18 protein-coding genes are annotated in these 23,256 nt (G+C 37.5%); 13 read left to right on the forward strand and 5 right to left on the reverse strand.

Annotated elements, in window-relative coordinates; genetic code table 11:
* The first annotated feature begins 12 nt into the window (after positions 1-12).
* The 10 genes from BLR60_RS16625 (at position 13) to murI (ending at position 10,160) form a co-directional block, all read left to right on the forward strand.
* Positions 13-777 (forward strand): alpha/beta fold hydrolase, encoded by a 765-nt coding sequence (locus BLR60_RS16625; protein ID WP_090501832.1) that lies wholly within the window; start codon positions 13-15, stop codon positions 775-777.
* On the forward strand, positions 778-1,440 hold the full coding sequence (locus BLR60_RS16630) for a CBS domain-containing protein (protein ID WP_090501834.1): 663 nt from the start codon (positions 778-780) through the stop codon (positions 1,438-1,440).
* 9 nt (positions 1,441-1,449) lie between these two features.
* Positions 1,450-2,331, forward strand: a complete 882-nt coding sequence (locus tag BLR60_RS16635) for an NAD kinase (RefSeq protein ID WP_090501837.1) — start codon at positions 1,450-1,452, stop codon at positions 2,329-2,331.
* A 2-nt stretch (positions 2,332-2,333) separates the two neighbouring features.
* Entirely contained in the window at positions 2,334-3,146 is an 813-nt protein-coding gene (gene porG / locus BLR60_RS16640) for a type IX secretion system protein PorG (protein WP_090501839.1), read from the forward strand.
* A 19-nt stretch (positions 3,147-3,165) separates the two neighbouring features.
* Complete coding sequence (locus tag BLR60_RS16645) at positions 3,166-3,906, forward strand: isoprenyl transferase (RefSeq protein WP_090501841.1); 741 nt, start codon at positions 3,166-3,168, stop codon at positions 3,904-3,906.
* Between the two features lie 149 nt (positions 3,907-4,055).
* Entirely contained in the window at positions 4,056-6,608 is a 2,553-nt protein-coding gene (bamA, locus tag BLR60_RS16650) for an outer membrane protein assembly factor BamA (RefSeq protein WP_090501843.1), read from the forward strand.
* 107 nt (positions 6,609-6,715) lie between these two features.
* Entirely contained in the window at positions 6,716-7,696 is a 981-nt protein-coding gene (locus BLR60_RS16655) for a hypothetical protein (RefSeq protein WP_090501845.1), read from the forward strand.
* Positions 7,697-7,937: 241 nt separating this feature from the next.
* Positions 7,938-8,468 carry an OmpH/Skp family outer membrane protein gene (locus BLR60_RS16660; RefSeq protein WP_090501848.1) on the forward strand — a complete coding sequence of 177 codons (531 nt, stop codon included), beginning with the start codon at positions 7,938-7,940 and terminating at the stop codon, positions 8,466-8,468.
* A gap of 62 nt (positions 8,469-8,530) precedes the next feature.
* Positions 8,531-9,109 carry an OmpH/Skp family outer membrane protein gene (locus BLR60_RS16665; RefSeq protein ID WP_090501850.1) on the forward strand — a complete coding sequence of 193 codons (579 nt, stop codon included), beginning with the start codon at positions 8,531-8,533 and terminating at the stop codon, positions 9,107-9,109.
* 235 nt (positions 9,110-9,344) lie between these two features.
* Positions 9,345-10,160 carry a glutamate racemase gene (murI, locus tag BLR60_RS16670; RefSeq protein ID WP_090501852.1) on the forward strand — a complete coding sequence of 272 codons (816 nt, stop codon included), beginning with the start codon at positions 9,345-9,347 and terminating at the stop codon, positions 10,158-10,160.
* Positions 10,161-10,598: 438 nt separating this feature from the next.
* Here the strand turns inward: murI and BLR60_RS16675 are convergent, their stop codons facing one another.
* Genes BLR60_RS16675 through BLR60_RS16690 form a run of 4 tightly spaced genes read right to left on the reverse strand, consistent with a single transcriptional unit; the run spans position 10,599 to position 17,483 of the window.
* On the reverse strand, positions 10,599-11,738 hold the full coding sequence (locus tag BLR60_RS16675; RefSeq protein ID WP_090501854.1) for a cytochrome-c peroxidase: 1,140 nt from the start codon (positions 11,736-11,738) through the stop codon (positions 10,599-10,601).
* A 3-nt stretch (positions 11,739-11,741) separates the two neighbouring features.
* Positions 11,742-13,298 (reverse strand): DUF6850 family outer membrane beta-barrel protein, encoded by a 1,557-nt coding sequence (locus BLR60_RS16680; RefSeq protein WP_090501856.1) that lies wholly within the window; start codon positions 13,296-13,298, stop codon positions 11,742-11,744.
* A 52-nt stretch (positions 13,299-13,350) separates the two neighbouring features.
* Entirely contained in the window at positions 13,351-14,673 is a 1,323-nt protein-coding gene (locus BLR60_RS16685) for a DUF4876 domain-containing protein (RefSeq protein WP_090501857.1), read from the reverse strand.
* Between the two features lie 11 nt (positions 14,674-14,684).
* Positions 14,685-17,483 (reverse strand): TonB-dependent receptor, encoded by a 2,799-nt coding sequence (locus BLR60_RS16690; protein ID WP_090501859.1) that lies wholly within the window; start codon positions 17,481-17,483, stop codon positions 14,685-14,687.
* A gap of 221 nt (positions 17,484-17,704) precedes the next feature.
* Between BLR60_RS16690 and BLR60_RS16695 the strand changes: the two genes are divergently transcribed.
* On the forward strand, positions 17,705-19,606 hold the full coding sequence (locus BLR60_RS16695; RefSeq protein WP_090501861.1) for an amidophosphoribosyltransferase: 1,902 nt from the start codon (positions 17,705-17,707) through the stop codon (positions 19,604-19,606).
* Positions 19,607-20,111: 505 nt separating this feature from the next.
* Here the strand turns inward: BLR60_RS16695 and BLR60_RS16705 are convergent.
* Positions 20,112-20,738 carry a LysE family translocator gene (locus tag BLR60_RS16705; protein WP_090501866.1) on the reverse strand — a complete coding sequence of 209 codons (627 nt, stop codon included), beginning with the start codon at positions 20,736-20,738 and terminating at the stop codon, positions 20,112-20,114.
* A 143-nt stretch (positions 20,739-20,881) separates the two neighbouring features.
* Here BLR60_RS16705 and BLR60_RS16710 point away from each other — a divergent pair, with 143 nt between their 5' ends.
* Both BLR60_RS16710 and BLR60_RS16715 read left to right on the forward strand, forming a co-directional pair.
* A complete protein-coding gene (locus BLR60_RS16710) occupies positions 20,882-22,318 on the forward strand; it encodes an MFS transporter (protein WP_090501869.1) in 1,437 nt (478 codons plus the stop codon).
* A 63-nt stretch (positions 22,319-22,381) separates the two neighbouring features.
* Entirely contained in the window at positions 22,382-22,840 is a 459-nt protein-coding gene (locus tag BLR60_RS16715; RefSeq protein WP_090501871.1) for a deoxycytidylate deaminase, read from the forward strand.
* Positions 22,841-23,256: the final 416 nt, after the last annotated feature.

Here is a 23,256-nt window from a genome sequence, read left to right on the forward strand (position 1 = left end):
TCTAAAATAGATATGACTTACCCGATAATAGAAGAAGACGGATTTAAATACATTGAAGCCGGAACAGGCGAGACACTGGTATTGCTGCACGGCCTAATGGGCGAATTAAGCAATTGGGAGCAGGTTATAGAACAGTTTAAAGATCGCTACAGGGTAATTATTCCAATTTTACCAATTTACGATCTGCCTATTTTAACGTTAGGCGTTAAAGCATTGTCGAGGTATCTCCACCGCTTTTTAAAATATAAAAATTTAAACCAGGTCGTGCTTATAGGTAATTCGCTTGGCGGCCACGTAGGCTTGGTATTTACGGTTGCTCATCAGGAATTTGTTAAAGCGCTGGTACTTACAGGCAGTTCAGGTTTATATGAAAATGCTTTTGGAGGTTCTTTCCCGCGTAGAGAGAGTTACGATTATATTAAGGAAAAAGTAGAATTTACATTTTACGATCCGGCAACGGCAACCAAAGAACTGGTGGATGATGTTTTTAAAACAGTTAACGACAGATCGAGGGTTATTCGGATTTTAACCATGGCGAAATCGGCAATACGCCATAACATGGCTAAAGACCTTTCTAAAATTACCATTCCGGTTTCACTGATCTGGGGTAAAAATGATAAGGTTACACCGCCGGAAGTGGCAAAAGAATTTCACCAATTGTTGCCTAATTCCGAATTAAATTGGGTTGATAAATGCGGACATGCACCTATGATGGAGCATCCAGAGACATTTAATGCATTTTTAGAGAAGTTTTTAGATAGAATATTGTTAAAATAAATGTTTGCAGCAGAAATCATATCAGATGCAATTCCATCACTAAGAACCGATGACACGGTGCAGAAAGCTTTAGATCGTATGCACGATTTTAAATTAAAGCATTTGCCTGTTGTTAACGAGGTAACTTTATTGGGTTTGGTATCTGAAGATGATTTATTAAATATTGCTGATCATGATACACCTTTAAGCGATAATGCAGTAAACATGCTTAACGTTTTCGTATTGGATAATGTACATGCTTACGATGTTCTCAGGTTATTCAATCAGTTAAATTTAACAGCCGTTCCGGTTTTGGATCAGCATAAAAACTATGCTGGTTTAATCCCTGTAAGCAGTATGGTGAACGCCATGGCAGAACAGTACGCGGTAAACGAACCTGGCGGAATTATAGTTTTGGAAATCAGTAACCGCGATAACTCTTTGGCACATATTGCACAGATTGTTGAAGCCGATAATGCGCAGGTGCTCTCTTCTTACGTGAATTCTTTTGAAGATTCTACACGTTTAGAGGTAACGCTCAAAGTAAATAAAACAGAAATTACTTCATTGGTAGCCGCTTTCGAAAGATATGATTACCTGGTTAAAGAGGTATACAATAACACACAGATTGATGATGGATCGCAGGAGCGTTACGATTCTTTCATGAACTATTTAAATGTATAAACCTACTTTATGAGGATTGCAATTTACGGCAGAGATTTTAATGATACGGTTTTGCCCTATGTACAAGAGGTTTTTAATCATTTAATTGAAAATCATATTCAGCTTGTTTTATATTCTAAATTTAAAACATCACTTCATGGCAAGATAAAACTGCCGGTAAATACCATTATTTTTCATAACCATACCGAACTAAAGAAACATGCAGATGTATTGTTAAGCTTAGGTGGAGATGGTACTTTACTGGATACTTTATCGTTGATCCGCAATTCGGGCATACCTGTAATCGGGATCAACTTCGGTCGCCTGGGCTTTCTGGCCAGTATCAATAAAAACGAAATCGGATCGGCACTCCATGCGCTGATTAATAAAGAATATACTTTAGATTGCAGGTCGCTTTTAGCATTGGAATCGGATAATGGTTTATTTGGTGAAGAAAACTTTGCATTGAACGATATTACCATTCACCGTCGCGATAATTCGGCGATGATGATTATCCATGCTTCAATGAATAATGAATTCATCAATTCTTATTGGGCCGATGGATTAATTATTGCTACCCCAACGGGTTCTACAGCATACTCGTTAAGTTGCGGTGGCCCTATTATTTATCCTGATTCCAAGAACTTTGTAATTACCCCTATTGCGCCACATAATTTAAATGTACGGCCAGTAGTGGTACCAGATAGCAACACGCTTTCATTTGAGGTAGAAGCGAGGGAATCAAAATTTTTGGTTTCGTGCGATAGCCGAACCGTTACGGTTGAGCGTTCAGTAAAAATCAGCATAAAAAAGGCAGACTTTTGCCTAAATCTTATCCGCCTTAATAATGAAACTTACTTAAACACGTTAAGGAATAAATTATTATGGGGTATCGATACCCGTAACTACTAAGTATGGCACCAGGCAAACAGCTGTTAATTATAGTCTTTCTCTTTTTTAGTGCGCAGCTGGTTCATGCACAGCGCACAATAGTGGGCGAACCTTCCTGGGAAGTTGGGATGATGGCAGGCGGTGCAGGTTATATGGGTGATCTTAATCAGAATAATCCTTTTCAGATCAGTGGTCTTTCTGGTGGTGCTTATGTAAAACGTAATTTTAATCAATATGTTGGCATCCGTTTAAATTATACATATGGGCAAATAAGGGCTGATGATGCCTACTCCGGTAATGAACAATTCCGTGAAAGAAACCTGCGTTTTAAAACAGCATTGAATGAGTTTAGCGGATTGGTGGATTTTAATTTCTTTAATTTTAGCCTGGGCGGCGGAACACGTCAATTTACGCCATACCTTTTTAGCGGGGTAGGGTTACTTGTTTTTAAACCCACGGTAGATGTTTATGGTGACAAATACAGCTTGGCCGGGTTAAAAACGGAAGGCCAGGAAAATGCCTATAAAAATGCCGTGTTAACTATTCCGTACGGTTTGGGGTTAAGGTACAATTACAAAGATACCTGGAGTGTTTTTACTGAACTGGGGTACAGAACACCACTTACCGATTATATTGATGATGTAAGCGGCCGTTATCCGACTAATCCTACTTTAGTTAAAAGTGGAGATAACTGGGTTAATTTATCCGATCCTTCAGCTAACCAGATTGGAGTTCCCGGTACCCAAAGAGGCGATTTTCGAAAAAGGGACACTTATCTATTTGTTAGTATAGGCATATCTTTTACCTTTGTATCCTCAAAATGCTATTCCTTTTAAGCTGATTTTGACATAATTAATGGGATTTAAAGAACAAATAGACTATAGCCGCCTGCCAAAGCACATTGCCGTAATCATGGATGGTAATGGAAGATGGGCTAAAGGCCAGGGCAAAGTGCGGGTTTTCGGACATGAGCAGGGTGTACTTTCTGTAAAAGATATTGTAGAAGGTTGTGTAGAAGTGGGTATAGAATACCTTACCTTATATGCTTTTTCTACAGAGAACTGGAACAGACCTAAAGAAGAGGTAGATGCTTTAATGCAGATTCTGATTTCAACCATCAACAGAGAAACCGAAACACTTAATAAAAATAATGTTAAGCTGAATGCCATTGGTAATATTGCATCTTTGCCCCAAGAGTGTATTGATGATTTAAAAGAAGCCATGGAGAAAACCGCCCATAACGAAAAATGTACTTTAACACTGGCATTAAGTTATAGCGCAAAATGGGAGATTCTGGAGGCCGCCAAAAAAATTGCATCAGCTGTAAAGAATAACGACATTTCTTTGGATGATATTAACGAAGACCTGTTTGCATCGAAACTGACAACCGTAAATATACCCGATCCCGAACTCATGATCAGAACCAGCGGAGAACACCGGATCAGCAATTATCTACTTTGGCAAATGGCTTATACCGAGTTTTATTTTACAGATGTTTTATGGCCTGATTTCAGACGTGAAAATCTTTTCGAGGCCATTGTAGACTATCAAAAACGCGAACGCCGTTTTGGTAAAATTAGTGAACAATTAAACTAATTTTTCTTTTAACACTTTTTAACAAGCGTTTAAACTAACTTAGCGCCACTTTTATACGATAAATGAAACCATAATAAGGGAACAACGTAAAGAAATTCTGCTTTATAAAACAGCGTTACCTTTTGGTCATTACTGAACAAATAATTTTAATGAAAAGAATATTTCAGGTTTTAATCCTACTCGTTTTAGCCGCTCCGGCCTTCGCTCAAATACGTCCTCAAGGTCAGGCTCCGGTAACCCCTTCTTTAAAGGTTGGTGGCTTAGATCTCGATTATTTTAGTCCAAAAGAGTATATTATTGGAGGTACAACGGTAACAGGAACCCAATATTTAGATAAAGAAGTATTAATCACTTTGTCTAAACTAACTAAGGGCGATAAAATTATACTTCCTGGCGAGGCAACCTCGGATGCGATCAAAACATTGTGGGCACAAGGTTTATTTGATGATGTTAAACTTAACATCTTAAAATTTGTTCAGGATTCTGTTTATTTCGAAATTGAAGTAGTAGAACGTCCGCGTTTAAGTTCTATCGATTTAAAAGGACTCCGTAAATCTGAAAAAACGGCTATTCAAGAAAAATTGAATGATAAAACAGGTAAAATCGTAAACGATAACTTATACAATACCACATCTGCCATTGTTAAAAAATATTTATTGGATAAAGGTTTCTTTTTTACCAAAATCGATTACAAAACACGGAAAGATCCGAATGCAGAAAACAGTGTGGTATTGGAAGCCTATATCGATAAAGGTCACCGGGTTAAAGTGCAGCATATCGATTTTACGGGAAATAAAGATTTCAAAGCAGCAAAGTTGAGAAAATACCTTAAAAGCCCTAAACAGTTTGCGTGGTGGCGCTTTTGGGGTTCTGGAAAATTCGCAAAAGAGAAATACGAAGAGAATAAGGTAAAAATGATTGCTAAAATGCACGAGAAAGGTTATCGTGATGCAGAATTATTAAAAGATACCATTTACCAGTACAATAAGAAGAAAGTTAATATCAGAATGGACCTTTATGAAGGTAAAAAATATTATTTTGGTAATATTACCTGGGCAGGCAATGCCATTTACCCGGATAGTATTCTAAAAAAAGTATTAACTATTGAAAAAGGTGATGTTTTTAGTGAAGAAAGATTAAACAAAAAATTAAACGGTGGTGGCGAAAACGGTGGCGACATTAACAGTATGTATACCGATAACGGATACTTAACTTTCAATATCGATCCGGTACAAACCAAAATTTATGGTGATACGGTTGATGTGGAACTGCGCATGTACGAGGGACCACAATATACCAACAACCGCATTACCATAAAAGGTAACACAATTACCAATGATAAAGTTGTTTTACGTGAGATCCGTACTAAACCCGGACAGAAGTTTAACAAAAGTGATTTAATCCGTACCATTCGCGAAATTGGTCAATTGGGTAACTTCGATGAATCTAAAACCGTACCTACACCTCGCCCTAACCCGGCTGATGGGACTGTGGATATCGAATATGCCGTAGAAGAAAAACCTTCAGATCAGATCGAACTATCAGGCGGTTTTGGTGGTGGCCGGATCATTGGTACATTAGGTTTAACTTTCAATAACTTTTCGTTACGTAACCTGTTCAATTTAAAAGCCTACAAACCATTACCAAAAGGCGATGGACAGAAATTAAGCTTACGTGGGCAAACGAACGGTAAATATTACCAATCATATAGCTTCTCTTTCTCGCAACCTTGGTTTGGTGGTGAGAAACCAGTAAGCTTTGGGGTGAGTGCCTTTACCTCCTTGCAATCCAACGGTCTAAGCAGTGGGGACGCTCTATTGCAAAAAATCCGTTTAAATGGGGTAACCGTTAGTTTGGGTAGGAGATTAAACTGGCCAGATAACTATTTCCAATTAACCCATGCCTTGAGTTTGCAACAATATGTTTTAAATAACTATACAGGATTTTTATTTAGTACAGGTACATCATATAACCTGAGTTTATCACAAGAGATTAGCCGCGATTCGAGAGATTCGCCAATTTTCCCTAAATCAGGATCGTTTTTACGTTTCACGATTCAGGCTACGCCACCTTTTTCATTGTTAAATAACACAAACTATGCTACGGCTTCTGACAGGGAGAAATATCGTTTTACAGAATACCATAAATGGAAATTCGATTCGCAATGGTACCAACGTGTAGCAGGTAACCTGGTAATTAAAGCTCAGGCACAATTTGGTTTCTTAGGGCAGTATAATAAAGCCGTTGGACAATCTGCCTTCGAACGTTTCAAACTGGGGGGTGATGGTATGCAGGGATTTGATTTCTTACAAGGGTCAGAAATAATTGCGATGCGTGGTTATGCAAATAATGCTGTTATTCCCGCTGGTACCAATCCAGTTGGAGTAAATACCGCACAGACTTCTGGTAGCCCGATTTATACGAAATATGTATTAGAGGCCCGCTATCCGGTAATTGCTAGTCAGCAAGCGACAGCATTTGTTTTAGCCTTTGCTGAGGCTGGTAATACCTGGAATAGATTTGGTGATTTTAATCCTTTCAACGTGAGAAGATCAGTTGGTGTAGGTGCACGTATCTTCTTACCTATATTTGGTTTATTGGGTATAGATTACGGACATGCATTTGACAGGATCCCTGGTGTGGCTGATGGCGGTAAACAAAACTTTACTTTCAGTATTGCACAACAATTAGGTGGATTCTAGTTTGTATTATTTGTTAGATTTTTGAGTGTATTTATATTTAAATATAAGTAGTATAACTAACTTTTTATTAGTATGTTTGTTGCTTATATTTAACTCTTAAAAAATCTATGAAAACAAACACTCAAAAAATTATTTTTAGCACTGCTATTGCCGCAGTTTTACTAACCACATTAAACTCTTGTAAAAAAGAAAATGAGCAGAATGAAAACTTATCATCTCTTAATAAAGCAACAGCCTTATCTGTAAAGAATGATATGTTGTCTTTTAGTTCACAGGCTGATTTCAATAAGCTTGTCAAAGAATATAACCAATTGTCATTAAAACAGGTTGATGAAAAGTTAAATAGTTACAATTACCATTCTTTAGCTAAGGATACGTTAAACGAAAATAAGATAACAGATGTTAAAGATCCTGTTATTAAAAGGTTATTAAATAAAGATGGTGCCATTAACATTGGGGATAAAATTTACTTATTAGTTGGGGATAAGGAATTTACCATTAAAAATTCTGATTTTAAAGTTTATGACATGTTAAAAGATGATGTAAATAACTCTTTGTTAAAAAACGATACAACCAAAGTAATTGAAAAAATAATTCAAAGAGGTAGGCTAGATGTTAAATCAGATGGTAAAAATTTAACAGTTATGTCGTTATCACCTGGAATAAAAAGACCTATGACTTTATCTTTTTTAAGCGGAGGAACTCAAGTAAATTATTCAAATGAATACGATAACGGAAGGCCTGAAAGAGTTAAAATATTTGCATGGGCAGAAAATTATACTTTTAGTTCTTCTTGTGGCGTTTCTCTTAGCGGAGAAGCATATAGAAAAGGAGGTACTTTTGGAAGCAAAAGTTGGCGAGAAGATTTAATGTATTATTCTAGAATTTACGGCAGCTATACGATTACTCATTATGGGATATTTACTAATACATTCGATACGGGAGCACAAAGCCTTATTTCTGAGTGTAGAAATACTTTTTCTTCTGGTTCGTCTGGATTGACTCCTATAATAAATACATTAAATGCTACATATGAATGGAGAAAGGCTCCTCAGAATCCTCAAGAAACTTTTGTGAAGAATTTTTAACTTCAAATTTGTTAAAAAAAGTTAAAAGCCCAAGTTTACTTGGGCTTTTGCTATTTGATAGTATCTTTGTGAAAATTAAGTTAAGACAATAAAATATTAAAAGGAGAGTTTAAAGAAAGCTTAGGTTATTCACAATATCATTAAAACACACACAATTGAAACCTTCAGGATTTTGCCTACTTGGAAATAAACAAGATAAAATCATGATCGCTTCATCACCTTTAAAAACAATTGTAACAGGATGAAAAAGTATCTTTTTATCGCATTCCTACTTTGCACGTCTTTCGGTGCCTTTGCACAGAAATTTGCTTATGTAGACACCGAGTATATTTTGAAGCATTTGCCAGAATATAAATCGGCACTTAGTCAGTTAAATGTAGCCTCCAAACAATGGCAACAACAAGTAGATCAGAATTTTTCTGAGATTGACAGGATGTACAAGGCTTACCAGGCCGATCAGGTTTTATTAACTGATGATATGCGCAAACGACGTGAAAACGAGATCATAGAAAAAGAGAAACAAGCTAAAGAATTTCAACGTTCTAAATTTGGACCTGATGGAGATCTTTTTCAGAGCAGGATAAAATTAATTAAACCTGTTCAGGATAAAGTAGCCGAAGCTATTAAACAGATTGCAAAAGCTAAATATTTAGACTTCATTTTCGACAAGAGCAGTGAAGCAACAATGATGATTTATGCAAGCAGCAGTTACGACGTAAGTAACGATGTAATTGTAAAATTAGGTTATAAACCAGGGACCGTAAATAATTAGTATATTCGTCCCTGATTTTTGAAGGAAAACAAACAGAAAAAAATAAAAAGTAAAATAAAACGATGAGAAAGTTAATTAACGTATTCTTTGTAGCAGCAGGGTTAATGTTTACAGCGAATATGGCAAGTGCACAACAAAAATTAGGTCACATTAATTCTGAGGAGGTTTTTGCAAATTTACCTGAAGCTAAGGCAGCTCAAACTACCTTAGAAACCATGGGTAAACAAAAGCAAGCTGATATTGATGCAATGATCAAAGAATATCAGACTAAAATGACTGCAGCAGAAGCTAAGCAAAAAACTTTAAGCGAAGCCAACAAAGAATCAGTGGGTAAAGAATTACAAGCAGCTGGTCAGGAATTACAGGATTTAGAAAAACGTATCACTGATGCCCGTACTAAAGCTTCACAAGATATAGGTACCAAACAAGGTGAATTATTCCAACCTATCCAGGCTAAAGTTGCAACTGCAATTTCATCTGTCGCTAAAGAAAAAGGTTTAGCTTACGTTTTCGATATCGCGAACGGTCAGGGTGGTAATAATTTAGTATTCTGGGAAGGTGGTGATGATATTACCGCTGCAGTTAAAACTAAATTAGGCATTTCAGCTGCCGCTGCAAAACCTGCTACACCAAAGAAATAGTCATGAGTCATGAGTTCGGAGTCGAACGTCTCCTTACCAGTTCAAGATATCAGGCGGAATTAAGTTTAACTTAGTTCCGCTTTTTTGTTCACGCAGTTTCGTTATGCTGAATTTATTTCAGCATCTTTGATGTCTAACTTCAATGCGGTAGATCCTGAAACAAGTTCAGGAAGACGACTGTTTTAATAAAAATTAAGCTTTCCGGCTAACTTTACAACATTAACTTCCCAAGCACATGGAGGCTTCAACAATAGGTATTTTCGATTCAGGTTACGGAGGTTTAACGGTATTCCGTTCCATTGCCGATAAGTTGCCTGATTATAATTATATTTATTTAGGCGATAATGCCCGTTCGCCATATGGCGACCATGCTTTCGATACCATTTATAAATATACTTTAGAATGTGTAGAATGGCTTTTTGCCAAAGGTTGCCATTTGGTGATTTTGGCTTGCAATACCGCTTCAGCTAAAGCACTTAGGACTATTCAACAGCGTGATTTGCCTGCTAAGTATCCTGATAGGCGCGTATTGGGTGTAATCAGGCCTACAGCCGAAGTAATAGGTGGATACACCAGTACCAAACAAGTGGGGGTGATGGGCACCAGGGGAACAGTTAATTCGCAATCTTACCTGTTAGAAATCAATAAATTTTTTCCCGATATACAAGTATTCCAGCAAAGCTGCCCCATGTGGGTACCGCTTATTGAAAATAATGAGCATTTAGAACCAGGAGCAGATTTTTTTATTGAAGAATACTGCAGTGCGCTGTTGCAACAATCGGCTGATATTGATTGCGTGCTGCTGGCCTGTACGCACTACCCTTTATTAATGCCTAAACTGAAGAGAGTATTTCCCGATCATATCAATATTTTAACGCAGGGTGAGATTGTGGCTGAACGTTTGCTCGATTATTTAGAAAGACATCCAGAGATTGCAGAAAAACTCGTTAAACAAAAAGAAAGACATTTTTATACCAGTGGCGATCCTGCAGTTTTTGATGAACACGCCTCGGTGTTTTTCGGAGAAACGCTGAAATCTGATAAGATGTGATAGATATGAATTGCCAGATTGTTGATGGCCAATCGCCAGCTAAAACCGGTTAACAGATAACTGCAAATTACTAACCGGCAACCGATGTCTGGTTAGTACTGTTCGCTAAGATGAAATGTTAACGGATTGAGAATGTTCTGTGGCAAACCTATGTCCCTTTTTAAGCAGATAGGAATATGTTTTAAACTATTTTTAACAAGGGCTCTCTTACCTGCTGGCGGTCAGCATCGGCCCTGGCTTACCGAAGAAAGCCCCAAAGTGGCGCCTGGCTTAACCTTTTAGATAGATAACCAAAAGATAAAGAATAGGTAACTAAAGGGTTAACCTGGGGTAGAGAAAGGGTAAACAAAAGGTAAGCAATTTTTTGTTAAGATGGATTGTCCTATACTGAATGTCGTTTAATTGCTCCAAACTCCCAACTCAACACTCCGATCTAAATTACTGTGGCAATTGCGCTACCCTGGTAAGCACTGTAGGCGAAGATAATGCTTCTAAAAAGGCAACAACTGCATTTTTTTCTGCTATACTCAATTTTAATCCCTTTAATAACTTATCGTTTTTAGGTAGTAAAGGATCATTTACCTGTTCTGGTTTCACGCGTTGTACCGGCATGCCAACATTGTACATGTTCATTACGCCATCCATATCAGGGAATAAACCATTATGAAACCAGGGAGCCGTTTTCATCACGTTTCTCAGTCCGGGGGTTTTAAACTTACCCACATCTTCCGGTTTCTTTGTTACATTATACAAACCCAAATCTTCATATTTACGGCCATAATAGGTTAAGCCATCATTATGAAATTCGTTATCGGTAAAAAATGGTCCGTTATGACAATTGATACAGCGTGCTTTGGTGCGGAATAAATGTAAGCCGACTAATTGTTGATCGGTCAACGCTTTTTTGTCTTTCGCCAGGAAACGATCAAAAGGGGTTCTTCTACTTACAATACTGCGCTGAAAAGTAGCCAGACTTTCGAAAATCCTTTTATTGGTAATTTCTTTTGAGCCAAATGCAGCCGCGAAAAAAGGTTGATAACCTTTAATTTTACTCAGTTTTTTGGGTAAAACTTTCATGTCCTGGTGCATCTCGTTATGGGCCGCCACCGGACTGCCGGCCTGTTCTTCTAAACTGTTTGCCCTGCCATCCCAGAACAAACGTTTGTAAAACCAAACATTCTCCAGTGATGGTGCATTTCTGATATTGGTTAAATGATCGTGACCTACAGAAACCTGACGGCCATCTGTCCAATGTAAATCTGGTGCATGGCAACTTGAGCAAGAAATCTGGTTCGAACCCGACAAACGCGGATCGAAAAACAAAATTTTACCCAGCTCTACTACATTTTTTATCGAGTCGTTTTTTAAATCGACAGGAGGGGGTGGAAGTTCGCCCAACTCCTGAAAAACAGCACCCTGATCTACCGTAGGTTTTGGCCATTGATCGGTAGGTTTTGAATAAACTTTGCGCAGGCTATCTATGCTCAATTCATCGTCGTCATTAAAATCAGCTGATTGAAAAGAAAATAGAATTAATCCTGTAAGGGCTAAAGCAAGAAGGGCAAAAATTTTATTCATGGGTTAAAAATATAGGTTTAAGCTGATATTGGAAGAAAAACGGTCTTTGCCGGGGGTATAAACGAAGTTATTATCCTTTACTTTATCTTTGTTTAAGTATGTTACACTAGCTTTTAAACCAGCTTGAATACCATTAAATAAATTAAAGCTATAGTCTGTAGTAAAAGTTCCCCCAAGCCTTGTAGAAGTGTTATAGATATAATCAAAATAGATTACTCTTTGCGTAAATTGACCGATGTTGACAGTTGGTATGTTAAGGTAGTTATTTAACGGCAGGCTGTAAATTCCCGTTAAGCTAAAACCTAAAATATTGTTGCTTTTAATGATTCTATTATAGCCAAATCCAGCATTTAAATCCAGCCTATTGTATTGCATATTATTGCCTGTTAAACCGTCTTTCCTTTGCTCTTCGTATTGGTTTGCATTGATAAAGTAATTATAGACATTGTTGTTTTTGTTAACTGAAAAATTGGTTTTTAACGATAAACTATTGTGGTTGTATATATAGTTGCTGGCCATATACGAATAGTTTAAATCTTTACCTTCAGTATTGGAATAACTAACAAACGCGAAAAACTTATTACTCTTTACATGCTTTAGCCACAATAAAGAGAATGTATTTATTTTTAGGTTAAAGTCATCAAAATAAGTAAAGCCTTCGCTACTGGTATCTAAAAATCTTTGTTTCTCATTTAGATAAACATAGGTAAAATAAAAATTACCCAACATTGATTTGGTAAAGTTTAAATAACCATCTATTCCACTGCGTTTTTGATCGTTTTTATAACCCATGGCTGTAGTTTTTATATATGCCTCACCATAACCTTCAATCAAATAATTATAGTATGCAGGGAGTAGGGTAACCTGCGAGTAGCTTGTAGATTTATAGGCAATATTAAACCGCTCCTGACCATAGCCGTAACGATATGCAGCGCCTATTTTTAACTGATCGAAGAAAGTATAACCTAGGGTTCCAACTAAATTTAACTGAAAGTCATTAACCGAACCCCTAGGATCATTGGTAGAGAAGTGATTTCCTATCCTATAATCCGCACCAACACCGATGGGCAAATTTTTATTGATCAAATTCTTTTCTGCAAGTGTTTTTAGGTTATAAACAACCCTTTCGTAACTGGAATTGATTGGTGATCCAAAATAATAAGGCGCTGTTGGGGTATTTCTGGTTTGATGGTTATAAATGGTGCTATCCTCAAATGTTTTTGCATAGCTGAAAGAACCCCAGAGGTTTAATTCCTTTAGTTTAGCAATACCCTCGGTTTTTAAAAGCATTGAGTTAAACTTGCTCGCATCCTGTGCGGCCATTAAAGTTCCTTTATTGTAAACGTAACCTAAATTAATTGAATTGTATTTGACAGGCATTAAATCATTAATATTGAAAGGAGAGTTTTTGGCAAATTCATATCCGTTAAATGAAACAGAATCAATATTGAACAACTTATTTTTTAAACTGATATTGGTTGCAGACGTATCTCTTTGCTGGGCAAAAACCGCTGAAAATAAACATTGTGTGCACAACCATAATAAAAACATTTTTTTCATCTTGCATCTTGATTAACCGATCACTGATAAAAAATCGGTTAAGTATTTATAGTTATTTAAATCCTCTTGGGTTGGCTAATGTGAAATAGTCAAAATCTTCAGTAGAATTGTTCGTATCCTTTAAACTGATTCTGCCATTTTCTGTTGCGGCTGTTTTTCTGACTACTGATTGAGAGCTGTAAGAGCTATTGGGCACATAAGTGTAACCTGCATCTAACGAAGCCACAAGCTTTTTGGGCACCCTTGCCGACGCTGTACTTGGTTGTATTTCTACGGCATCAATAATGAGTTTATTCGGAATCTGATAATATTTATCTGCCCCCGATGATGGGACAGCAACAGTTGGGTAAGGGAATTGGGATAATTTTTTAACTTCTGTAATACCATTACCTTTAAATATGGCGTAACCTGTTCTGCCTGGTGCATCTAAAATTAAATCTGTACCAAAATAAGATAGTACTTCAACATTCGGTACCGCAGGATTGTCTACATCAGAAGCAAGAGGTTTAGCCAGAAATGGAGCATAGTAAGCTTCAAAATCAGCACCGCTTAAATCGATGGTCAGGGAAGGATCGCGTGCCGTAATTGTTTTACCATCGCTACCTGTAAAGGGCGCTTTGTGGTTGATAGCTGTTTGTGCAATTACAATACTTTTACCTGGTTGAACAGGATATTGTTTCCCTGTTCCAGGTATCATTAATAGGGCGCGGGGATACACGTAATCATTGTTTGCATCTATATTGGATGGCATGTTCTGCGATTTATTCCAATCGTACTGTCCATTAGGTTGCGTATAATAGGTAGAGCCTGTGTAGTTCTGTTTTCCTGTTAATTCGCCGATATATAAGCTGTCGGCATAAAGTACAGAGTCCGTATTGTTGTAAATTTCAATAAACTGATCGCGGAAACTTGCTCCCGAAGTTGTATTGGAACCTGCATAATAAATTTGTTTGATAAGCCAGTTGCCTATGGTGCCCGATACCAGATTAAGCTGGATGTTACCTGCATTACTTTGGGTAATGGTAAGATTTTTACTCGAAGCATTAAATATTATCGGTTTATCAACGATTTCGCCGGTTAAACTGGTGTAATTGGCAGCAGAAATGGTAATGCTTGCGCTAATATCATATTTACCCTGTGCGATACCCGAAAGCGATACCCGACCGGTTGCATCGGTTTTTAATGTTTGGAATACGTTGGTATTGATATTTTTGATATCGATTTTTATATCCAATAATGGCAGTTTTTTCCCAATTTCAACTGAAGCGTATTTAATTGCTATTTTGAGGCCGACAGGTTGTATCTCCGGCTCCTGATTTTTTTTGCATCCGGAAACAACGATTGCCGAAAGAAGAAATATTAATAATTTTTTCATATCACGGATTATTATAGTTTTAATGATAATTCTGCACCGAATGTTGGGGCACTATTTGGAAACCTGTAGGTAGTGCCACTGATATAATAAGGTTGATAATTAAATATATTGTAAACATTAAAGGCGAATTTGAACCGCTTTTTAATTTCTTTGGCAATACTGAAGTGATAGTTTGATATGATTTTTGGTAGATCATTTTCTGTTTGCTCCTGTGGCGTGATGTACAAATGGCCATAAGATGTATTACTCTTATCGAAATTTGATATAGCGATGTATCTATTGTCTCTTGTATAATAGCCGATCGGAATCCTCGAACTCTCCTCTTGAACTGTTTTACTTAACAGGTCAAATTCGGCAACAAACTGAATTACCAGACTTAATTTTGGGATATGGGTAATGCTTGTGATACGGCCATTGCTATAGTACGTCTGCTTATTTAACGGTTCATAAACACCAAAAAAAGCGTAATTAGGATCGGTTGATATTGTTGTAGGTATTTTGCTTGTAATTGTGTTCGATTTTGCACCATATCTTGTGGCAAACAAGCCACTGCTAACATTAAATGATGTTTTTAACGATTTTATTTCAGGGGTATTTAATATCATCTCAAAACCCTGATTATCTGAAGAAAGATCGTTTTTAAATTCGTAATGGTTCACCGCATAGTATTTGCTGCCATTTTCTGTAACCGTTGGCTTTGCCCCGGGGTTTAGGGTTGCTGTATAAGTTGGTAAAAGTATTGCCAGCATATTTTGGGAAGTATTTATACCATCTCGTGATTTTTTATTGAATGCAGTAAGCGATAAGTTAAATTTATCCAATTTGATCTGGGCTGATAACTCTATACTTTCACTCTTTGATGGTTTCAGGTTCGCAGCAGTTGGAACAAAACGGTTTACATAAACCAGATATGTACTTTCGTTAACCTTCCCATTATAAGCACTTAGTAAAGGGATCTCATAAAATGTTGGTCCAGGGTAAAGTTGTGCAAGTCCTGGTGCTTTAAACGATAAACCATAAGCAAGTCCTAAACGTACATTTTTGTTCAGTTCATAATTAATATTTGTTCGTGGAGCAAATGAACCATATCCATTTTGAAGGTCTGATCTTATACCCGCTCTTACATTTAAGGGCTTTTCCCAGATTTTGGTTGTGAATACATCTTCAATATAAAAACCAAGATTTTTTTGGGCTAAAGCCAATCTATAGTCATAAAACCGTTCCGAACTCGTAGTCGATAACGACGTAGTTACGACCTTTGTTCCGCTCCGTGGCTCATTAGGATCTATGGTTTGTCCTAAACCTTTATTAGCGCTATAACTCAAACTTCCACCGAATGAGATATTATGAACAAGGTTGCCGGTTTCAAATCCTCCGGTAAAATCCAGGTTTGCATTCGCGGTAATCGGTCTGCCATCAATTAATGATTTTGCCGTATAAACTCCCGTGTCGTAAGTTCCTTCGTGGATGCCTGTGGTTGTTGCTGTTGTGTAGGCAACAAACGCTTCATTGATTAATTGCTCCTCATAACTTACCTGGTGCCCTTCCGAGTACCTCAGATTTAAGCCTACGTTTTTCAAAAAACCATTTCCGAAGCGGTAATTACTGCGGTTGGCTACACTAAAGTTCCAGCTATCAAACCGGGTTTTTGTACTCTTCGGGTCGTCAGTATCCTGTTTAATACCATCTAAGTTTTTCCCGTAATCTACGCTCAGTGTATTTTTTAATTGTTTGGCGGTACCAAAGCTATTTGTCCACATGGCGTTTGTATTTGCACGTCGGTAGGCTTTTAACTTATCCCTGTTGTCCTGAAATGAATTGACATAATTTACACCCACATTAAGCGCGCCTAGTTTAGGGGATAACTGAAAACCTTTTGAAAAACTGTATGATGTTGCATTATCCCTTAATTGCATGCGTACATAAGCTGGAGATTTACCTGCCTGGCGCTCGATAATTACAGCACCATCGGTTAAATTACCATATTTTACAGGCGCAACTCCAGCAATTATTTCTATACTTTCAATATTATCTGCCGGGATCTGCCTTAAATCGGTACCTCCAAATGTATAATCACCAGAATAACTTGTAACAGGAAAACCATTTATAGATGGGCTATCAGCTCCTTTCAAACCAAAATTGGTGTACGATCCCCTAACAAATGACCCGCTAACACCTGTTTTCAATGGATTATAACTTTGCATATTGGCATCATTGCTGATCACGTTTCCATCCATTACAATGGCTATACCAAATGCATTGTTCAGCTCAAATGCACCTTTGCCTGTAGTAGTCAGCTCATAGGCAGATCTGAGATTAAGGTTTTGTACCGATTGTAACAATGGCGGTTGGATTTTCCTATTTGGAATCTGGTTTAACAGATCATTCACGCTTAACGCAGGAGTCTGTTCAATCATATCTCTGTTTATGATCAACGAAGAGTTGGTAGAACCCGAGTAATTCCTTTTAGCATTGATCTCGATATTCTCGAGACTTAAGTCGAGCACTTTCAAGGCAATGTTCCCAAGGCTCGTTTCTCCTGTATTGATCTTTATCGGCAATCTCAGTTTCTGAAAACCAATATATGTGAATTCCAGCGTTAAAATGTTGTTGGTTTCTGTTCCATTTACCCTGAATAAACCATTCTTATCAGTTATAGCATACTGGTTGGTTTCTACAATTTTGATGTTAACAAGTTCTAATGGCTTGTTCTGAGGGTCGACCACTTTTCCGGTAACCACATTTCTTACTTGCGCCAGCCCAGTGAAGCAAATAAAGAAGACTAATAAGGATGTGTAAAGTTTCTTCAATTTAGACTAAATCTTAATAACTAGACAAAGGTGTTAATTTTGCATTAATTATGCAAATTATTTAGAATGATTCTAATTAATGATACAGTATTTTGAGTAGGAAAGGCATATTGCCATACATTGGAGCATCTGTCAGTCTAAACTCATCATGTTAAAAGAAAGTATTTTTGTTTAGGTTGTAATGGTTTAAAAGGATAACTTTGCGGCTTCAAACCCACACAATGAGTGATCAGATAAAACACGAATGCGGAATCGCTTTTATTCGCCTGTTAAAACCACTTTCTTACTACCAGCAAAAGTACGGTACAGCACTTTACGGCCTTAACAAGTTATACCTTTTAATGGAAAAACAGCATAACCGGGGCCAGGATGGCGCAGGTATTGCCACCATTAAACTGGATATGAAACCCGGCAGTAGGTACATTAGCCGATACCGGAGCATGGCATCTAACGCGGTAGCCGATATTTTCGAATATGTGCAGAACAAATTTGTTGATATCCAGGAAAACACCCCTGAATTAATGCAGGATACAGAGTGGCTCAAAAACAACGTCAGCTTTATTGGCGAGGTTTTATTGGGCCATTTGCGTTATGGTACACATGGTAAGAACAGTATCGAAAATTGCCACCCTTTTTTAAGGCAAAACAACTGGATGACCCGGAACCTGGTAATTGCCGGTAACTTTAACATGACCAATGTTGATGAGTTATTGGAGCAATTGTACGAGTTAGGTCAGCACCCAAAGGAAAAAGCAGATACGGTAACCGTATTAGAAAAAATCGGTCACTTTTTAGATGATGAAAACCAGGAGCTTTTTGATCAGTATAAAAAAGAAGGACACGATAATGTTGCCATTACACATAAAATATCTGATCACCTGGATATTGCCAATATTCTTCGACGCTCGGCCAAAACCTGGGATGGTGGTTATTCGATCTGCGGTATGGTAGGTAATGGCGATTCGTTCATTATGCGCGATCCGGCAGGTATCCGTCCGGCATATTATTATTATGATGATGAGATTGTGGTAGCGGCTTCTGAAAGACCAGCTTTGCAAACTGCATTCAATATTCAGTTTAAAGATGTTAAAGAGATTGATCCTGGCCATGCTTTAATTATCAAGAAAAACGGCGAGGTAAGCATGGAGCAATTCCGCGAGCCAACCGAAAGATTGTCGTGCTCTTTCGAACGTATTTATTTCTCAAAAGGAAGTGATGTAGAGATTTACCGCGAACGTAAACAGTTAGGGCGCTTATTAAGCGATAAAATCCTTCAGGCGGTTAATTACGATTTAAAAAATACAGTATTCTCTTTCATTCCGAATACAGCAGAAGTTGCTTTCTTTGGAATGGTAGACGGTGTTCAGCAATATGTACGCAGGCACCAGAAAGATATACTTTTGCATAAAAAAGAAACATTAACCGATCAGCAGCTTGAAGACCTGTTATCTCTAGCCCCTCGTGTAGAAAAGCTGGCGGTAAAGGATGTAAAACTGAGAACTTTTATTACTCAGGACGCAGACCGTAGCGAAATGGTAGCACATGTTTACGATACTACCTATGGTATTATCAATAACCATCAGGATACTTTAGTGGCACTTGATGATTCGATTGTACGTGGTACTACGCTTAAGCAGAGTATTATTAAAATTGTTGACCGTTTACACCCTAAGAAAATCATTATCGTTTCTTCAGCACCTCAGATCCGTTATCCAGATTGTTATGGTATTGATATGAGCCGTATGGGGCAGTTTGTAGCTTTTGATGCAGCTATCCAATTGCTTACTGAGCGTGGTATGTGGCAGGTAATAGAGGATGTTTACACGAAATGTAAAGCTTCGTTACTTTTACCTAAAGAGGAAATTGTAAACCACGTTAAAGAAATTTATAAACCATTTACTCCTGAAGAAATTTCAGCTAAAATTGCACAGATTATTACACCAAAAGGCACTGTTGCAGAGGTTGAAGTCATTTACCAGAGTTTAGAGAACCTGCACGAAGCTTGTCCGAAAAACAAAGGTGATTGGTATTTCTCTGGAAATTACCCTACACCTGGAGGTAATAAAGTCGTTAATAAAGCTTTTATTAATTGGAAAGAAGGAAATAACCAAAGAGCCTATTAAAATTTGTGTTCCTGAAAAGGATTTTAAAATAATGAATAGCTCATATCGCGGATATGGGCTATTTTTTTGCTTTTACCACTGCGTATACTGAGTTTGCACAGAGAATGGGGACGTTGAGCGATGCTGTCAATAACAGAATCCAAATCGGGCGTCATTTCGACTGAACCAGCGGGCTTTTCGTCTGCTGCGAAACAGAGAAATCTGCCCCCTTTAGCATTCTCGCTTCCGTTACACGCTACCCAAAATGAATATTCCATAAGAGATTTTACAACGAAGGCACAAAGCATATTTAGAACAAATTTCGGTTGGATTCCGTTTATCTTACTGCATTTTCGTTCCTAAACCTGACATTCGCGGAAAGCCCGGAGCCTGGTTTTTCACCTGGCGAGGACTTGTAGCATTGGCAGGACTAACGCTTAATAGCAGCACCGTCATTGCTTTTCAAAAAAAAACTATTAAGGAACAAAAGATGCTATGCAAGATTAATTTGCGGGGAATGTAAATTTTATGCGTAAAACTTCAGGTATGTTTTAATAATCAGCCAGAAGGCGAAAAAGATGATTACTACACCTGCAATTTTATTCAGCTTTTTAAGTGCATCCTCTTTTATTTTATAACGGAGTTTGCTAGAGTAAAAACTTTTGGCGCCATCAATGCCAAGTTGTGTGGCCATGGCAATAAAAAAGCATACCAGTTTTTCGTTAAGCATATTATTGAGCTTAACAGAGATAATTCCGCTCACAATAATCCAGAACATTAGGGTAGAAGGAGTGAGGATACACATTAAAAAACCTTTAAGTACATAACCTCTTTTACTTACTTTTTGTAACGTGGTGCTATCGTAATGCACCGTGATTTTAGAAACCAGGTAATAGATCCCAACAGCCAGTAAAAATACACCGCCAATACTGCCAACGTATTTATCAAATTCTGATTTATAATCAACAAACTGGCTGCCAAAAAGAACCAGGCCAATCAGAATAATATCACTTATAATTACGCCAACGGCTAAAGAAAAACCAGCCTTGAAGCCCCTTTCTATGCTCGTTTTAATCATTGCAAAAAATACAGGCCCTGTTAAAAACGATGAAATAATCCCTGCTCCTATACCTAGTAATATGGCTTCAAACATGCATTGTATTGTTTAGAATATGCGAATATGCAATTTTATACCTAAACATGTAACATTTATTTTTGTTGCATAGGTTGCATAAAAAATACTGGTTATTAGTTTTTTTTATTTAAGTTTAGCCCCATTAAAACTAGATTTATAATATGAATTCAGAACAAACGCAAACCAAGTGGGCGCAGTTTATTCCACTGGTCACTGTATTCTTTTTTTGGGGCTTTGTAGCCGCCAGTAACGACATTCTCATCCCGGTATTTAAAAAGGCATTTGATTTATCGCAATCCGAAAGTCAGTTGGTTTCATTGGCATTTTACATCGCATATACGGTGGGCGCGTTAATTTATAACCTTATCTCAGTGATTATGGGAAAGGATATTGTAAACAAACTCGGTTATAAAAATTCATTGGCACTTGGTTTGGTTATTTCAGCAGCCGGAACTTTACTTTTTTATCCGGCAGCCAATTTACACTCCTTCCCATTAATGCTTTCGGGTTTGTTTATTGTGGCTTTGGGTTTCTCTTTGCAACAAACTGTTGCCAATCCACTAGCTATTGCTTTAGGTCCAATTAAAACGGGTTCGCAGCGTTTAACACTTGCAGGTGGTATTAATAACTTTGGTACAACCATTGGACCACTTATTGTCAGTTTTGCCATTTTTGGATCGGCGGCAAATGCAAATACCAACATCAGCGTAGAAAGCGTTAAAATTCCTTATTTAATTTTAGGAGTAGCTTTTATAGCTGTGGCCATTTTCTTAAAAATGTCATCTTTACCTGATCGACCTGCCTTGGTGGAAGCATCAGCAGATGATACTAAATCGATTAAGGGATCGGCATTAAATTATCCACAACTGGTTTTGGGTATGATTGCCATTTTTGTTTATGTAGGTGTTGAGGTTTCGACTGCTAGTAACTTACCAGCTTATATGGAGAAAGATTTAGGCTTTGAAATTAAAGATATTGCACCCTATATTTCACTTTATTGGGCCAGTATGATGATTGGTCGTTGGACTGGCGCCGTTGAAGCTTTTACAGATAATGTAAGCACGCAAAAAGTATTGCGTTTTATCGCACCTTATTTAGCTTTTGGTATTTTCCTGGTTGTAAATGCCATTGCAAAACATGATCTGGCTCCTTTTTACGTCTACGCAGCTATAATTTTAGTGCTGATTGCAGCAGATATGGCTAGTAAAGGTAACCCGGCCAGAATGCTGTTGATTTTCTCTGCCATTGGTATTACAGCTCTATTAATCGGGATGTTTACTACAGGTATGACAAGTGTTTATGCCATTACAAGCGTTGGTTTATTCTGCAGTACTTTATGGCCATGTATTTTTACTTTAGCCGTTAGCGGTTTAGGTAAACATACCAGTCAGGGTAGCAGTTTCTTAATTATGATGATTATGGGCGGTGGAATTATTAGCTGGCTACAAGGTTATGTGTCTGAGTTTACCGGCATTCAATACAGTTATATTGTTGGTATTATGTGTTTTACTTACCTGGCGTTTTATGCATGGAAAGTGGCATCGATATTAAGATCACAAGGAATTAACTTCGACCAGAAAATTTCTGGCGGACATTAATTTTTAATAAAGTAATTTAGCAGCCACAAAGATTGAGTTCTTTGTGGCTTTTTATTTTAACAAATGACAGATAAACCAAGTTTCGATACCATATTTATGAACCTGGCCACTGATTTAGCTGCCCGCTCACATTGTGTTCGTGCGCATGTTGGTGCAGTTTTAACAAAAGATACCCGTATTATTTCAATCGGTTATAATGGTCCGCCGGCAGGTACGCACAATTGCGACGAGGAATGGCCAGAGCACGGCTGTGCCCGCGATAGCAAGGGAAGTTGTTCTTTAGCGCTGCATGCAGAAGAAAATGCTATTCTATACGCATCGAAAAATGGATCGAAAATAGAAGGATGTACTTTGTACACTACCTTGTCGCCCTGTATTGCCTGTGCCCGACTGATTTTATCGTCAGGAATCAAATTGGTGTATTACGCTAAATCTTATGCGGCTTATAAAGGCTTACCAAGCGATGAAGGGGTTGATTTTTTGAGGAAATTTGGGGTAGAAGTACTTTTGATCGAATCTTAGAAGTTCACTTGTTCATTTGTCATTGGTTCATTTGTGAATTGCGCGTTGCCTTACGAAGTTTAACAGAGGATGGGCAGGGGAAACTTCGTAAGTTTAAGGGCAAAGGCCAATAATTTGTAACTGAAAAAAAATACGTAATTGATATAGGTTAAATTATTTTAAGTATTTTACCAAATGAAAAAAGAGGTTTTATATTTTAGGCATAGGAATCGTTTTAGGTTATTGGAAGAGGAATGAAATCTTAAATTATTTTAGTTCTAAAAAATCCAAAAGAAGAAAATTAGGAATACTTGATGGGAAAGCTCAGATGATTTTCAGAGAAGATTTTTCTATGACTGATGAAGAGTTTCTCGGCTTAAATTAAGTTTGTAATTGCTGAGATTAATCGAATAATTGCGCAGATACGTTTTATAGTT

Source organism: Pedobacter terrae (assembly GCF_900100705.1).
Classification (GTDB): domain Bacteria; phylum Bacteroidota; class Bacteroidia; order Sphingobacteriales; family Sphingobacteriaceae; genus Pedobacter; species Pedobacter terrae.

Bases quoted from the DNA above. Each gene is read 5' to 3' on its own strand.
- BLR60_RS16695 (WP_090501861.1), top strand. From the start codon at position 17,705: ATGAGTGATCAGATAAAACACGAATGCGGAATCGCTTTTATTCGCCTG.
- BLR60_RS16685 (WP_090501857.1), bottom strand. From the start codon at position 14,673: ATGAAAAAATTATTAATATTTCTTCTTTCGGCAATCGTTGTTTCCGGA.
- BLR60_RS16665 (WP_090501850.1), top strand. From the start codon at position 8,531: ATGAGAAAGTTAATTAACGTATTCTTTGTAGCAGCAGGGTTAATGTTT.
- BLR60_RS16625 (WP_090501832.1), top strand. From the start codon at position 13: ATGACTTACCCGATAATAGAAGAAGACGGATTTAAATACATTGAAGCC.
- BLR60_RS16680 (WP_090501856.1), bottom strand. From the start codon at position 13,298: ATGAAAAAAATGTTTTTATTATGGTTGTGCACACAATGTTTATTTTCA.
- BLR60_RS16715 (WP_090501871.1), top strand. From the start codon at position 22,382: ATGACAGATAAACCAAGTTTCGATACCATATTTATGAACCTGGCCACT.
- BLR60_RS16710 (WP_090501869.1), top strand. From the start codon at position 20,882: ATGAATTCAGAACAAACGCAAACCAAGTGGGCGCAGTTTATTCCACTG.
- murI (WP_090501852.1), top strand. From the start codon at position 9,345: ATGGAGGCTTCAACAATAGGTATTTTCGATTCAGGTTACGGAGGTTTA.
- bamA (WP_090501843.1), top strand. From the start codon at position 4,056: ATGAAAAGAATATTTCAGGTTTTAATCCTACTCGTTTTAGCCGCTCCG.
- BLR60_RS16675 (WP_090501854.1), bottom strand. From the start codon at position 11,738: ATGAATAAAATTTTTGCCCTTCTTGCTTTAGCCCTTACAGGATTAATT.
- BLR60_RS16655 (WP_090501845.1), top strand. From the start codon at position 6,716: ATGAAAACAAACACTCAAAAAATTATTTTTAGCACTGCTATTGCCGCA.
- porG (WP_090501839.1), top strand. From the start codon at position 2,334: ATGGCACCAGGCAAACAGCTGTTAATTATAGTCTTTCTCTTTTTTAGT.
- BLR60_RS16705 (WP_090501866.1), bottom strand. From the start codon at position 20,738: ATGTTTGAAGCCATATTACTAGGTATAGGAGCAGGGATTATTTCATCG.
- BLR60_RS16645 (WP_090501841.1), top strand. From the start codon at position 3,166: ATGGGATTTAAAGAACAAATAGACTATAGCCGCCTGCCAAAGCACATT.
- BLR60_RS16660 (WP_090501848.1), top strand. From the start codon at position 7,938: ATGAAAAAGTATCTTTTTATCGCATTCCTACTTTGCACGTCTTTCGGT.
- BLR60_RS16630 (WP_090501834.1), top strand. From the start codon at position 778: ATGTTTGCAGCAGAAATCATATCAGATGCAATTCCATCACTAAGAACC.
- BLR60_RS16635 (WP_090501837.1), top strand. From the start codon at position 1,450: ATGAGGATTGCAATTTACGGCAGAGATTTTAATGATACGGTTTTGCCC.